The organism is Citrobacter sp. FP75, from assembly GCF_018342065.1.
Lineage (GTDB): Bacteria > Pseudomonadota > Gammaproteobacteria > Enterobacterales > Enterobacteriaceae > Citrobacter.
Window position 1 is genome coordinate 28617 of sequence record NZ_JAFDOE010000007.1, and the last position, 14890, is coordinate 43506.

General features: G+C 52.1%; 12 protein-coding genes. 7 read left to right on the forward strand and 5 right to left on the reverse strand.

Features of this window, described 5'->3' with window-relative positions; all coding sequences use genetic code 11:
- Positions 1–25 precede the first annotated feature (25 nt).
- Both ttrR and ttrS read right to left on the reverse strand, forming a co-directional pair.
- Positions 26–610, reverse strand: coding sequence for a tetrathionate respiration response regulator TtrR (ttrR, locus tag JQ822_RS19555; protein WP_213134863.1), 585 nt, complete (start codon positions 608–610; stop codon positions 26–28).
- The gene (gene ttrS / locus JQ822_RS19560) at positions 585–2315 is read right to left on the reverse strand and encodes a tetrathionate respiration histidine kinase TtrS (RefSeq protein ID WP_244849040.1); all 1731 of its coding nucleotides are present in this window, start codon (positions 2313–2315) and stop codon (positions 585–587) included. The genes ttrR and ttrS overlap by 26 nt, the downstream gene beginning before the upstream one ends.
- A gap of 230 nt (positions 2316–2545) precedes the next feature.
- On the opposite strand from ttrS, the gene ttrB reads away from it, so the two are divergent.
- The 3 genes from ttrB to ttrA are packed head-to-tail and all read left to right on the forward strand — an operon-like array spanning position 2546 to position 7361.
- Complete coding sequence (gene ttrB, locus JQ822_RS19565) at positions 2546–3280, forward strand: tetrathionate reductase subunit TtrB (RefSeq protein ID WP_244849032.1); 735 nt, start codon at positions 2546–2548, stop codon at positions 3278–3280.
- The gene (gene ttrC, locus JQ822_RS19570) at positions 3281–4303 is read left to right on the forward strand and encodes a tetrathionate reductase subunit TtrC (RefSeq protein WP_213134865.1); all 1023 of its coding nucleotides are present in this window, start codon (positions 3281–3283) and stop codon (positions 4301–4303) included.
- A complete protein-coding gene (gene ttrA, locus JQ822_RS19575) occupies positions 4296–7361 on the forward strand; it encodes a tetrathionate reductase subunit TtrA (protein ID WP_213134866.1) in 3066 nt (1021 codons plus the stop codon). Before ttrC ends, ttrA begins: the two co-directional genes overlap by 8 nt.
- A gap of 40 nt (positions 7362–7401) precedes the next feature.
- Here the strand turns inward: ttrA and JQ822_RS19580 are convergent, their stop codons facing one another.
- From JQ822_RS19580 to JQ822_RS19590, 3 genes are read right to left on the reverse strand one after another with little or no spacing between them, the layout of a single operon-like run.
- On the reverse strand, positions 7402–8214 hold the full coding sequence (locus JQ822_RS19580; RefSeq protein WP_213134867.1) for a MetQ/NlpA family ABC transporter substrate-binding protein: 813 nt from the start codon (positions 8212–8214) through the stop codon (positions 7402–7404).
- Between the two features lie 21 nt (positions 8215–8235).
- Positions 8236–8904: a methionine ABC transporter permease gene (locus JQ822_RS19585; RefSeq protein ID WP_213134868.1), complete on the reverse strand. Its 669-nt coding sequence runs from the start codon at positions 8902–8904 to the stop codon at positions 8236–8238.
- Positions 8897–9919 (reverse strand): methionine ABC transporter ATP-binding protein, encoded by a 1023-nt coding sequence (locus JQ822_RS19590; RefSeq protein ID WP_213134869.1) that lies wholly within the window; start codon positions 9917–9919, stop codon positions 8897–8899. The genes JQ822_RS19585 and JQ822_RS19590 overlap by 8 nt, the downstream gene beginning before the upstream one ends.
- A gap of 498 nt (positions 9920–10417) precedes the next feature.
- Between JQ822_RS19590 and JQ822_RS19595 the strand changes: the two genes are divergently transcribed.
- From JQ822_RS19595 to JQ822_RS19610, 4 genes are all read left to right on the forward strand, one after another.
- Complete coding sequence (locus JQ822_RS19595; RefSeq protein WP_213134870.1) at positions 10418–11644, forward strand: PfkB family carbohydrate kinase; 1227 nt, start codon at positions 10418–10420, stop codon at positions 11642–11644.
- Positions 11645–11656: 12 nt separating this feature from the next.
- Positions 11657–12394, forward strand: coding sequence for a glutamine amidotransferase (locus tag JQ822_RS19600; protein WP_213134871.1), 738 nt, complete (start codon positions 11657–11659; stop codon positions 12392–12394).
- A gap of 61 nt (positions 12395–12455) precedes the next feature.
- Positions 12456–13349, forward strand: a complete 894-nt coding sequence (locus JQ822_RS19605; RefSeq protein ID WP_213134872.1) for a proline iminopeptidase-family hydrolase — start codon at positions 12456–12458, stop codon at positions 13347–13349.
- Between the two features lie 20 nt (positions 13350–13369).
- Complete coding sequence (locus tag JQ822_RS19610; RefSeq protein WP_213134873.1) at positions 13370–14713, forward strand: APC family permease; 1344 nt, start codon at positions 13370–13372, stop codon at positions 14711–14713.
- The last annotated feature ends 177 nt before the right edge of the window (positions 14714–14890 follow it).

Consider the following 14890-nt stretch of genomic DNA (forward strand, 5'->3'; position numbering starts at 1 on the left):
TGAAAATCAAATGAATGTCATCAATCTACAGAACCTGCTGAAGACGGTTAACCAGTTCGGCCAGGCTCCCCGCCTGCATCTTTTCCATCACTCTTGCCCGATGGACTTCAACGGTACGGACCGCAATATTCATCGCGTCTGCGATTTCCCGATTCATCAACCCTTGTGCCACCAGGCTGGCCAGTTGGCGTTCCTTTGGGGTGAGCTGTTGGTAACAGGCGACAATCTCGTGACGCGAAAATGCCGCAATGGAAACCTGCTGCGCACGCTCCAGCGCGGCCTGAAGCGGCCCGGCAGAAACCGGCTTTTGCAGAAAATCGGCCGCCCCGCGTTTCATTTGCTCTACCGCCATCGGGACATCGCCATGCCCGGTGAGGAATACCACTGCCAGCGTGCTGTCGCGTCGTCGCATCTCCTCATGTACGCCTTGCCCGTCCAGCACCGGCATACGCATATCCAGCAATAACACCCCAACTTGATGCAGATTGACCTCGGCAAGGAAGGTTTCCCCCTGCTCCCAGCACCGGACCTCGTATCCCAAACTTTCCAGTAAAAAAGCACAGGCCTGGGTGACGGCAACGTCGTCATCCAGCAGATGAATGATCGCCACAACGGTCTCCTTTCTGTGTCGGCTGAAAATGTAATCGTACCGCGACGCCCGCCCGACCATCCGGGGCCAACTGATTGTTGATGCTAATCTCCCCACCGGCGTAACGAACCAGGCGCTGACAAATGACCAGCCCCAGTCCCATCCCTTCTTTACGAGTGGTCATAAAGGGTTGAAAGGCCTGATAAATCTGGGTTTCATCGATTCCTCCTGCGTTATCCTGTACCTGGATGCTGACACCATCGTCTTCATGCTCTGCGGTCAGCCACACCGTACTGGCCCCCGCCTGGGCGGCGTTCAGCACCAGATTCGCCAGTACCTGCTCCAGCAGCACGGTGGGCAGCGTCAGCGTTATGCTGCTGCCGATCGTGGTTTGCAGCGTGACGTCAGGAAATTGCTGCGCCATGCGTAATAATTGCCAGACGTGGTGGACAGCCTCACGTACGTTGATCGCCTGCCAGTCATCCGTCATCACCGGATTGCCCTGCGCCTGGCTGACCCACAGGCGCAGGTTGCGCAACGTATCAGCCCCGCGCTGCGCCTGGACGTCAATCTGTTCAAGCGCGGGTAACAGCGGATGCTGTGGATCCTGGCCGCGCAGGCGAATCAGACAGCCTTGCGCGTAGTGACGAATAGCCGAGAGCGGCTGGTTGAGTTCATGGGCAAAGCCGGACGTCATCTCTCCGAGGACACTCATCTGGCGCGCGGTTTCCAGCGCCTGCTCCTGTTTACGCAACAGCACATTGTTACGCTCCAGTTGTCTGCCGCGGCGACGCACCAACAGCATCACCCAGACGTAGTTAAGCGTGAACAGCAGCAGAACCACCGCGACGGCCCCCATTGCCAACTGATGCTGGATAAACCAGCTTTTGACATCCAGCCACAATTGACGCTGCTGCGGATGCTGGCGAACCTCACGTAGCAACGTTTCCACCTCGCGGGTCGAGGCGGGCGCTCCCCAGTGAAAAGGCGCGTTTTGGGGGGCGTTAAACAAGGCCCGGGTGACGCGATCGGCAAGTTCATCGCTAACCTCGGGCAGCGCAGCGAAAGACCAGTCAGGATAGAGCGGCGTGCTGGTCAGGCAGGGAATCGATGTCGGGTGGTTGAGCACCGCCCTAAAATCTGCTTTATGGATGAGGCCCTCTTCATCCATTTTTTCCAGCAGACACACCGGCACAATCACCGCCTGAACGGCTTTCTCACGCAATAAATACACTAACGCATCGGCGGGAAAACCGGTAAATCTCAGGCGGAGATCGCGCTCGGGGCGCAACCCCGCATCGCTGAGCGCTTTGTAACCCAGCAAATAGCCGCCAAATGCCTGGGCATCGATCGCCCCAACCGTTTTGCCGATCAGATCGTGTGCGGAGCTGATTCCGCTATCACGCCTGACCAGGATCGCACTGCCAATAACATTGCTGGCAGCTTTACCGCCCCGGGTTGAGCGTAATGATGCCAGCCAGCGAAGCGCAGAACGGTTGTTTAACTGCACAAATTGCGCGGGATTGGTCACCACAAACTGCACCGTTCCCCGGTTCACGGCATCCTGCATCTGGTGCAGATCCAGCGGTTGAATATGAAACCGTTCACCGGCGATTTGCTGGTTCAACAGAGTTTCCAGCGGCTGCCAGTGGCTCCGCGTCGAGACCTCCCCGCGCATGGCCAACACGCCAATGTTCCAGGTCTGCGACCAGGCCGTTGCGCTCATCACCCACAACGAAGCCAGCACCGTCAGATACCTTACTACTTTACATCCCACGCCATTATCCCTGTCATTTATGTTGTTTTAGATCAACAACAAGCCGGGTATGTGGTTAACCACAATAGAGCTGCCCCCGCCACGATTTTTACACTGTAAATCATCAAGATTCTTTATTCATCACACGCAAACCAACGGCGTGACCAATGTTTCGTTGTTGCATCGTGACGGGAGAAAATATGGACAGCAGTAAACGGCAGTTTCTCCAGCAACTGGGCGTTCTGACCGCGGGCGCATCCCTGGTTCCCCTGGCTCAGGCCCAATTTCCCTTCTCGCCCGAACGCCATGAAGGTTCGCGTCAGCATCGCTATGGCATGCTGATTGATCTGAGACGGTGTATCGGCTGTCAGGCCTGCACCGTCAGTTGCGCCATTGAAAACCAGACACCTCAGGGCGCGTTTCGTACCAACGTCAACCAATATCAGGTGCAGCTTGAAGGCCAGCAAAGCGTCACCAACGTCCTGCTACCGCGCCTGTGTAACCATTGCGATAACCCGCCCTGTGTTCCCGTTTGTCCGGTACAGGCCACCTTCCAGCGTGAAGATGGCATTGTCGTGGTCGACAACACGCGCTGTGTGGGCTGCGCCTACTGCGTACAAGCCTGTCCGTACGATGCGCGGTTTATTAACCATGAAACGCAAACCGCCGACAAATGCACGTTTTGCGTACACCGCCTGGAAGCTGGACTGCTTCCAGCCTGCGTGGAGTCCTGCGTTGGCGGCGCGCGCATCATTGGCGATCTGAAAGATCCGCGCAGCCGGATTTCGCAGATGCTGCACGAACATCACGACGACATCAAGGTCCTGAAACCGGAAAGCGGTACTTCGCCTCACGTGTTCTATCTGGGGCTGGATGACGCCTTTGTCACCCCGTTGATGGGACGTGCTCAACCCGCTCTGTGGCAGGAGGTTTAAATGACCCATTCATTGATTATCGAAGAGGTGCTGGCCCATCCGCAGGAGGTAAGCTGGTTGCCCTGGGCGGTACAGTATTTCTTTTTCATCGGCATTGCCGCCTGCGCCGCGCTGTTCGCCTGCGTGCTGCACTGGCGTCAAAAAGCGCGACCGCAGCTAGAAAACCTGACGCTGCTCATCGCCCTGACCTGTGCCATCACCGCCCCCCTGGCACTGACGGCGGATCTGCACCAGACCGCACGCGTCTGGCATTTCTACGCCTGGCCGACACCGTGGTCATGGATGCCGTGGGGGGCACTGTTTTTACCGCTGTTCACCGGATTCCTTGGGCTGTGGTTTCTCGCCCAACACGTCAAACAGTTTACACATAAAAGTTACAGCGTCACCAAATGGTTAGCCGTTGGCAGCGCGATCTCAGCCATCGGATTATTGGTGTATACCGGTCGCGAAGTCTCAGTCGTTCAGGCTCGTCCCATCTGGTTCAGCTACGCCTTCCCGCTGGCGATGTTCCTCAGCGCACTGCAAACCTTCCTGGCCTTGCTTATCGCCAGCGTAAAAAGCGAGAGCGCACTGCCGCGCAAACTGGCATGGGGGCAGATTGCGACGTTGATCATATTGGCAATCGTGATGGCGGTGTGGGTAAGCGGCAATACGCTTTCTGGCTCAGCTATCCGCCAGTGGCTGGATGTCGCCGCTTCTGCACGGCACTACGCCACCGGTTGGGTGATGCTATGGGCTGTCTCTCTGGGCCTTTGCGGGTGGGTAATACGTCACCCATCGTCACTACCGCTGCGCATTGCACTGGCGTTGGGCGCCATGGCGCTGTGCTGGCTGATGCGCTGGACGTTACTGATCCAGGCGCAAACCGTGCCGAAATTTAACGCGCAATTTAATCCTTACACCCTGCCCGGCGGCACCGATGGCTGGCTGGCCATTGTGGGCACCTTTGGCCTGTGGATTGCGCTCATAATTATTGTTCGTGAAGCCCTGAACGCGATCGCAAGGAGAATGCAACATGGCTAATTTAACCCGTCGTCAGTGGCTTAAAGTCGGTCTGGCCGTAGGTGGCATGGTGACCTTTGGCCTGAGTTATCGGGATGTCGCGAAGCGCGCAATTGACGGCCTGCTGGATGGCTCCTCGGGAAAAATCACCCGCGATCACATCTTCGGTAATGCGCTGATCCCCGAAGCCAACGCCCAGCCGCGCTGGCAGCAAAACCCGCAGCAGGTTGTCTCTATGACCCAGTGCTTCGGCTGCTGGACCCAGTGTGGTGTGCGGGTACGCGTCGACAGTGAAAAGGACAAAGTGCTGCGCATTGCGGGCAACCCGTATCATCCGTTGTCGCATGAACATCATATTGATTCGTCGGTTCCGTTTGCCACGGCAATGGAACAGCTGGCGGGTGAATCGGGTCTTGACGCGCGTTCCACTGCCTGCGCCCGTGGCGCAACCTTACTTGAAGGGCTGTACAGCCCGCTGCGTATTCTGGAACCGATGAAGCGTGTCGGTAAACGCGGAGAGGGAAAATGGCAGCGCATCAGCTTCGAACAACTGATCAAAGAGGTGGTAGAAGGCGGCGATCTGTTTGGCGAGGGTCACGTTGATGGCCTGCGGGCAATCCACGATCCCACGACCCCGATAGATGCCAGCCACCCCGGCTTTGGCCCAAAATCCAATCAGCTGTTGGTCACTAATACCAGCGACGAAGGACGCGATACGTTTATCCGCCGCTTTGCGTTGAACAGTTTCGGCAGCAAAAACTTTGGCGCACACGGCGCATATTGTGGGCTGGCTTACCGGGCCGGCTCCGGCGCGCTAATGGGCGATCTGGATAAAAACACCCACGTAAAACCCGACTGGGACAACGTCGAGTTTGCGCTGTTTATGGGCACATCTCCGGCGCAGTCCGGCAACCCGTTTAAGCGCCAGGCTCGCCAGCTCGCCAGCGCCCGTTTGCGCGATGACTTCCAGTATGTCGTGGTGGCGCCCGCCCTGCCGTTAACCACGGTGCTGGCAGACGATCGCGGGCACTGGCAACCCGTGAACCCGGGGAGCGACTCGACACTGGCGATGGGGATGATCCGCTGGATCATCGAAAAACAGCGTTACAATGCTGATTACCTTGCTATCCCTGGCGTGCAGGCCATGCACCAGGCCGGAGAAAAAAGCTGGACCAACGCCACGCATCTGGTGATTACCGATGAGATCCCAACGCTTGCCGGGCAGCATCTCACGCTCGCACATCTGAACACCGGCGCGGCCAGTGAACCGCTGGTCATCAACGAAGCGGGCGAAATGGTGGCTGCCAGCAGCTGTCAACGCGCACAGCTGTTGGTGACCCACTCTGTCACGCTGGCTGACGGACAGACCGTGACGGTCAAAAGTGGATTCCAGAGGCTGAAAGAGTCAGCCGAAAAGCTGTCACTGGCACAGTACAGCCAGCAGTGCGGCGTGTCGGAGGCCAAAATAGGCGCACTGGCGGACGCCTTTACCCGCCACGGGCGTAAAGCCGCGGTGATCACCCACGGCGGGATGATGGCGGGCAACGGATTTTACAACGCCTGGGCGGTGATGATGCTCAATGCGCTGATTGGCAACCTCAGTCTTGAAGGCGGCGTGTTTGTGGGCGGCGGTAAGTTCAACGGCGCCACCGACGGGCCGCGCTACAATATGGACGGCTTCGCCGGAAAGGTGAAACCTAAAGGCTTAAGCATCGCACGCAGTAAAACCGCCTATGAATCTTCTGAAGAGTACCGTAATAAAGTGGCCGCCGGACAATCGCCCTTCCCGGCGAAAGCCCCGTGGTATCCGTTTGTCGCCGGGCAACTGACCGAACTCCTCGTCTCAGCGCTCGAAGGCTATCCGTACCCGCTAAAAGCCTGGATCTCCAACATGACCAACCCGTTCTACGGCATTGCAGGGTTGCGCGGGGTGGCGGAAGAAAAGCTCAAGGATCCAGCGCGTCTGCCGCTGTTTATCGCCATTGACGCTTTTATGAACGAAACCACCGCACTGGCGGATTACATTGTTCCGGACACCCATAATTTCGAAAGCTGGGGGTTCAGCGCACCGTGGGCAGGTGTCGCCAGCAAAGCCACTACCGCTCGCTGGCCTGTGGTCGCACCCGCCACCAGCAGGACCGCAGACGGCCAGCCGGTATCAATGGAGTCGTTCTGCATCGCGGTGGCAAAACGCATCGGGCTGCCGGGCTTTGGCGACAACGCCATTACCGACCCGCAAGGCAATCTCTACCCGCTGAACCGCGCGGAAGATTACTACCTGCGGCTGGCTGCCAACATTGCGTTTATGGGTAAAGCACCGGTCGCCGAAGCCTCGCCGGAAGATATCTCGCTGACCGGCGTGACGCGGATCCTGCCGGTCATCACCCAAACGCTGAAAGCCGACGAAATCCGTCGTGTGGCATTTATCTACTCACGCGGCGGGCGTTTTGCGCCAGACAACAGCGGGCGGGTTGATAACCGCGTCGGTAATGCGTGGGAAAAGCCGCTACAAATCTGGAACGCGGATGTCGCCGCGCACCGTCATGCCATCACTGGCGAGCGCTACAGCGGCTGTCCGGCCTGGTACCCTTCACGCCTGTCTGACGGGCGATCCGTAGACGATCTGTTTCCGCCGCAGAAGTGGCCGCTGAAGATGATCTCCTTTAAATCCAATACCATGTCCAGCGCATCGGCGGTGATCCCGCGTTTGCACCATCTCAAACCGGTGAATCTGGTGGCGCTCAATCCGCAGGACGGCGCACGCTATGGCGTGTCGCACGGCGATACAATACGTATCACCACGCCGGGTGGACAAGCGCAGGCGCAGGTCAGCCTGCTCAACGGCGTCATGCCGGGCGTCATCGCGATTGAACATGGCTACGGGCATAAAGAAATGGGGGCGGCACGGCACACGCTTGACGGAGAACCGATGGCATTTGATGAAAAAATAAAGTCGGGGATTAATATAAACGATCTGGGTTTTGCCGACCCAACGCGTCAGGTCGCGAATACCTGGCTGGACTGGGTGTCGGGCGCGGCGGTGCGTCAGGGACTGCCTGCCAGGATTGAACGGGTGTAATAATAAATGGTGCCGGATTTCATATCCGGCACCATTACCATCAGTTATTTACCGGGATCACCGCGCCTTTATACTTGGTGCGGATCCAGTCCTGGATTTCTTTTGAGTGCAGCGCATCAACCAGCGCCACAATATCCTTTTTCTTCTCGTCACCGCGATGCACGGTAATGATGTTGGCATACGGATTGTTTTCGCCGCTTTCGACAGCTATCGGATCTTTCACCGGATCCAGTCCGGCATCAATGGCATAGTTGGCGTTAATCACCACCGCATCGCCTTCATCGTTGTTATACATCTGCGGCAACAGCGCAGCTTCAACGTTAGGCAGGAACTTCAGCTTTTTCGGGTTCTCCACGATGTCGCTGATGCGCGCGGTGACTTTATCGACGCCAGGCTTAAGCTTAATCACACCCTCTTTTTCAAAAATCGACAAAATACGTCCTTCTTCTGAAACCGCATCACGCATGATCACCTTTCCGCCTTCCGGCAGGTCCTGCAGCGATTTCACCTTTTTTGAATAGATACCAATCGGCTCAATATGAATCGCCCCGGCGCTGACGAAATCATAGGTTTTGTCACCCGCATGATCTTTCAGCACGCTGTTCAGGTACGGAATATGCTGGAAGTAGTTGGCGTCAATCTCACGGCCCGCCAGCGCGGTGTTGGGCAGAATGTAGTCCTGAAACGGTTTAATCTCCAGTTCGATCCCCTGCTTCGCCAGAATCGGTTTCGCCTGTTCGAGAATTTCAGCGTGCGGCACGTTGGACGCGCCAACGGTCAGAGTGTCAGCCCAGGAGGCAAAGCTCAATGCGCTTAACGTGGCTGCGGCGAGTAATGTCAGTGTCTTTTTCATGATAATGGTTTCCGTATTTTATTAGCGTTTATCTAACAGAGAGGTGATCACATCGCCGCAAAACTGGATGATGAAGACAATGACAAGAATGGTCACCGTCGCCACCAGCGTGACGTCGCTGTGGTTGCGCTGGAATCCTTCCAGATAAGCCAAATTCCCTAAACCACCGGCACCAATCACCCCCGCCATTGCGCTGTAGCTAACCAGTGCAATCAGCGTCACGGTGATCCCGGACACCAGAGCGGGTGATGATTCCGGCAGTAAAACCCGAAAAATAAGCGTGCTCAGCCGCGCGCCCATTGAACGGCTCGCTTCAATCACGCCTTTGTCCACTTCACGCAGGGCGATTTCGACCAGCCGGGCATAGAACGGTGCTGCCCCAACAATCAGCGCGGGCAGCGCGGCGTTGGCGCCGAGAATGGTGCCAACCAGCGTTTTGGTAAACGGGATCAGCAGCACGATCAAAATGATGAACGGGATCGAGCGGAAAATATTCACGATAAGCCCGATGGCGCTGTACAGCGCGCGGTTTTGAAACAAGCCGCCGCGCGCGGTCAAAAATAACGCCAGCCCGAGGGCAATACCCAGAACAAAGGTCGCTACGCCGGAAAGCGCCGTCATGTAGAGCGTCTCCTGCGTTGCAGCAAACAGTTGGTCCCATCTCAGATGGGGAAACAGGGAATCAGCCATATTGGATAACCTCGCCGTCAATGTCGCTGTGGCGCAGATCGGCCAGAATATTATTGAGTTGTTCTTCCGTGGCCACCACATGTACCCACAGTTGACCAAACGCGCCGTGGGCGGTCTGCGTCATCTTGCCGTGCAGAATGTTAAACGGCAGGCCATAACGCAGGGTCAGCTCCCCAACCACCGGTCTATGCGTACGCTGTCCGGTAAACGTTAACTTGATCACCACGCCGCCCAACTCGCTTGCCAGCTGCGGGTTAAACTCATCTTCCTCGGCATACTGACTTACCTGACGGACAAACTGACGGGTGATCACCTGCTGCGGATGGGTAAACACACTGAGCACATCGCCCTCTTCAACCACCTTGCCGCTTTCCATTACCGCCACGCGATCGCAAATTTTGCGTACCACGTGCATCTCATGGGTAATCAACACAATGGTTAATTTGAAACGACGGTTAATATCGAGCAGCAAATCGAGGATCTGATCGGTGGTTTGCGGATCCAGCGCGGAGGTCGCTTCGTCGCACAACAGCACGTCCGGATTATTCGCCAGCGCGCGGGCAATCCCAACGCGCTGTTTTTGCCCGCCGCTGAGCTGCGACGGATAAGCGTTTTCACGCCCCTCCAGCCCAACCAGCACAATCAGTTCGGCCACGCGTGCCTTAATTTTTGCTTTTGGCGCACCGGCGATTTGCATTGAGAAAGCGATGTTTTCACTGACGGTCCGCGACCACAGCAAGTTAAAATGCTGAAACACCATGCTGATTTTCAGCCGGGCCTGGCGCAACGATTCCCCGCGCGCCGCAGAGATATCGTGACCATTAATGGTCACGCTGCCGGATGTTGGCTGTTCGAGGCCATTCAACAGGCGAATCAGGGTGCTTTTACCGGCACCGCTGTAGCCAATAATTCCGTAAATCTGTCCCTGCTCAACCGTCAAGTTGACGTTATCGACAGCGGTAATAGCAAGCCTGCCTGGCGTAAACACTTTCGAAATATTTTTCAGGACAATCATGTCGTTTGGGTATCCGCTGCTGCCTGTCGTTACTCTGCTAAGATTTTTTATTTAGCAGTATGGATGTCCAAACGAGTGTAATCAGGGGAATAGGTTTTTGATATGAATTAAAAAGAATTTTATATAACTATTTGATATATGCGAATTGCGTAAAACGCTCACCAGTTTCACGCTCTTATCCGTCCGGGGGATAAGAGAAAAACTTCTGACATTTTTGCTCACTGTTTTTTTTCGGCTCATCCCTCTCTATTAACAACTGAATCGAGCAAGCCAACGCCTTCAAACTGAGATATTGAAAGTTGCAATACTAATATATGACTGTCATCACAAGATATCGCTCGCCAATTGTAAATAGATAAGAATAAATAACATATCAACCGTTTTTTATTGTTCCCAATGATTTGGTTTTGCTTCCGGTTTACAGCATGATCTGTGATTCATTTCACCACATGTCAACATTGCTATAAATATAATTCAGCAAAATATACGGAGGCTTTAATGTTTAAAGAAGAAAGGCGTACCACTATCCTTAATTTACTTATCAAAGATCATAGTGTCAGCGTGAGTAAGCTCGCCGTTCTTTTTAATGTTAGCCAGGAGACCATTCGTTCAGATCTTTGTTATTTTCAGAAAACAGGAATGCTTTTGCGTTGTTACGGTGGTGGCATTGTCAATCGTCACACATTAAGCAAATTGATTACAGAAAATAAGTTAGACATTTCCAGAACAATTGCCAATCCGGTAAACAAAGATTTTCGATTACACAAAGAAGGCAAAAAAATGTCGGGAAAAGTTTGTATTTTAGGTTCATTTAACATTGATGTATCAGCCACTGTCCCCTGGCTTCCTCAAAGCGGTGAATCGATCCTCGCAAGCCAGTTTGGTTTTTATCCAGGGGGTAAAGGTGCTAATCAGGCATTGGCCGCAAATAATGCTGACGCCGATGTCCATTTCATTTTTAAGGTAGGCACAGATCAGTTTAGCTCTTTTGCCCTTAATCATATTATTCAGTCTGGTATAAATTCATATTGCGCTTATCAAACTGATGATGCTCCCACCGGGAGTGCATTGATTTATGTTTCAGAGCAGGACGGCGATAATATTATTGCTATCTACCCTGGCGCCAATATGATGCTAACCAGGCAAGAAATTAATGAACAGCAAGGCTATATATCTGAAGCTGACGTTCTGCTAATGCAACTGGAGACAAATATCGATGCTATTGATGAATTTGTTCAATTGGGTAAGTTAGCAAACAAGACAATTATTTTGAATCCTGCACCTTATACCAAAAATGTTAGCCGCTTATTGCCTTCGATAGATATTCTGACACCTAACGAAACAGAAGCTTCATTTTTATCTGGCATTACAATTTCAAATATTGATGATGCAAAAAAAGCAGGAAGTATCATTCTGCAATCCGGGGTTAAAAAAGTCATTATTACGCTGGGTGCACAGGGTTCATTACTGTGTGAAAGTAGCCGTACTCTGTTTGTTCCTGCCTGGAGTGCAGTTGTTAAAGATGCGGCCGGTGCGGGTGATGCATTTAATGGTGCACTGGCCACTTCCCTCGCCCGAAAATCGGATCTTGTATCAGCGATTCAGTATGCCTCAGCCTTTGCGTCGCTGGCTGTAGAGCAAGAAGGCGCATCAAGCATGCCTCAGCATGAGCAGGTTCTGCACCGGATGCGTACGCAATCACACAACATTGTTAATATCAAATAACAGGATATCAGTATGAATGTTTTATTTATCGGTGAGTCATGGCATATTCATATGATTCATTCAAAAGGTTACGATAGTTTTACATCCAGCAAATATGAAGAAGGCGCTGACTACCTCTTGTCCTGTCTGCGAGGAGAAAACATTACCATTGATTATATGCCTGCTCATATTGTGCAAACCCGCTTCCCACAAACAGTGGAAGAACTGGAGATATACGACGCAATTGTTATTAGTGATATTGGTAGTAATACTTTTTTATTACAAAACAAAACGTTTTATAAGATGGATATAATCCCTAATGCTTTATCCCTTATAAAAAAATATGTTTCTAAAGGCGGTGGCCTGTTAATGATTGGTGGATACCTTTCTTTTACCGGCATTGAGGCTAAAGCCAATTATAAAAACACTTTACTGGCCGACATTTTACCAGTAGAAATGCTCGATCACGACGATCGCGTTGAAATCCCTGAAGGATGCTGCCCTGTCATTACAGATGAGCAACACATAATTACCAAAGACATGCAACAATGGCCACCATTGCTAGGTTATAACAAATTGAAAGCTAGAGAAAACAGTAAAACCCTTGTCAAAATAAATGACGACCCATTATTAGTATTGGGTAAATACGACAACGGAAAAGTATGCTGTTTTGCCAGCGATTGCGCACCTCATTGGGGCAGCCCACAATTTATGCAGTGGGAGCATTATACCTCATTTTGGTACAATATTCTGCAGTCAATTAAAAAATAGCACCCTATCTGCAGGTAAGCACCCTCTTACCTGCTCGATTCTATCGTTATTGGTTAATAATATGAAAGAAAACTATAAATATGGTGAAATGTTTTGTGATGGGATATTGACCAGCTATCGCATCTATGGCGACCCGGCATCGCCATTAATGCCGCTAATTATTTTACACGGCGGTCCATCAGGCGGCTTTGACTATCTTTTAAATTATCATGCGTTATCCGATGATGGTCGTATGATTATATTTTATGATCAATATGGCTGTGGTCGTTCAACCCACTTTCCAATGGCAAATGCCTCATTCTGGATAATTGAACGCTATCTCCTGCAACTCCAGAAATTAATCTGTCATCTCGGTATTACGCAACGCTACTCATTACTTGGACATTCCTGGGGTGGAATGTTGGCTGCAGAGCACGCGTGCTTGCAACCGGAAGGATTAGGCGGCGTCATTTATGCCAGTTCTCCAGCCAGCATCCCGCTTTGGCAAAGTGAAGTACTACGACTCTTTAAAGAACTTGCTGTGAGCACAGGTCTTGTTTGGGACGACCCCATCATGCTGGCGAGAATCTATCAGCATCCGCCAGAACAACTTGTTGCCTACTACAAAAAACATGTTTATTCCCTGTCACAAGAACCGCTGCATGTTCAGCGTTCTAATGCACAATTTGCCGCCGATCCCTCCGCTTACCATGTGCTATGGGGCGCGAATGAACTTGCGGTGAACGGTACGCTGGCACAATGGGATATTACAGATTCATTACATAAGATTCAGTGCCCCGGATTAGTGCTTCATGGTGAAAATGACCAGGCGACATTGCAGGTCGTTCAGCCGCTTATTACCCACATCTCCGACTGTCGCGCCGTCACCATCCCAGGCAGCAGCCATAACCCGCATGAAGAAAATATCCAGCCTTGCCTCACTGCGGTCCGTGAGTTTTTACGAGGCCTTGATTAACACCTCTTGAGGTTTTCACAATGAATAAAATCAAAAAGTTATCTCTTACTGATTTAGTGCTGTATGGTCTGGTATTTATGGTGCCAATCGCGCCAGTCTCTCTCTATGGCGTGGTGTATAACTTATCTCACGGCATGGTCGCACTCGTGTACATTATCGGTGCTGTCGCGATGTTTTTTACGGCGCATAGCTATTCAACATTATCAAAACACATTTCATCCTCCGGCTCGGCTTACGCCTATGCGGGTGTTTGCATCAACCCTGCGGTTGGTTTTCTTACTGGATGGATTTTGTTGTTGGATTATCTGCTATTCCCGACGCTGGTCGCCGTTCTCGGCGGTGTTGCCGTGCATGCCATTCTTCCGCAAATACCTATCTGGATTTGGCCGTTGGTTTACGTGGCAACCGGTACGGGCGTAAACTATTTAGGCATCCAGCAAACCGCAAAATTCGACAAACTGTTGGTCTTTATTCAACTCGGCATTCTGGCCATATTTGTCGTGCTGGTCCTGCGTCTGCTAATGCTGGATAGCAGTCACCTGACATTCTCTTTCAGACCTTTTTTTGATTCTCAATGGTTTACACCCGGCCTGATTGCAACCGCTATCTCAGTTGCGGCGCTCAATTTTCTGGGTTTTGATGCCATAAGTACATTAAGTGAAGAGAGTGAAGGTGGCGGTAAGGCCGTCAGCAAGGCCACGCTTCTCGCACTTATTCTTGCAACCGTGCTGTTTATTATTGTGGTGACATTTGCCGCATTCGCCACAGGTAAGATTGACAGTTTTGCCGACGGCACAGAGACAAACGAAGCTTTTTTCACTATTGCAGGTGATGTAGGCGGTATCTGGCTTAAAGTCGCATTTTCCATCATCGTAGCGTTCGTTTGCGCCGTGGGAAACATCATCACCGCGCAAACGGCAGTTTCTCGCGTTCTGTTCTCAATGGGACGAGACAAGATGTTACCCCCATTTTTGGCGCACGTGCATAGCAAAAGAAAAACACCTGACTATGCCATTTTATTCACAGGGGCCGTCACATTACTGCTGAGCTACCTGTTTTCCGGGAAAATTGAATCCATCTCAACGCTTGTTAACTTCGGTGCGCTTTTTGCCTTCTTCGTGGTGAACTTGTGCGTATTCATGCTCTATAACACCAAGATGAAAGAACACCGTCGTCTGTTTCCCCACGTCATCTCCCCTGTTCTGGGAATGGTCGTTATCGGCTATGTCTGCCTGAATATGAACATCCATGCGCTAACGTTGGGGGCTATCTGGTCCGTAATAGGGTTGGCAATTCTGTGCTACCGCAAAGTGCATAAACAGGACATCAATATCGATCTTGAAGGACGAAAACTTCTCGATTAGGGATGAAAAGGTATCTTTCGAGTCGCTATTTTTTTCTTTGTTGCGCAACACCGCCTGATGCCAGGCGGTGTTTTTGTTAACCAACCACGAACAATTTAATAAAAATTTTTGTAAAACTGCACAGATGTGTTTTGAAACACCGTTTCCATTTTCCTTTTGGATAATTTTCAGCGTATA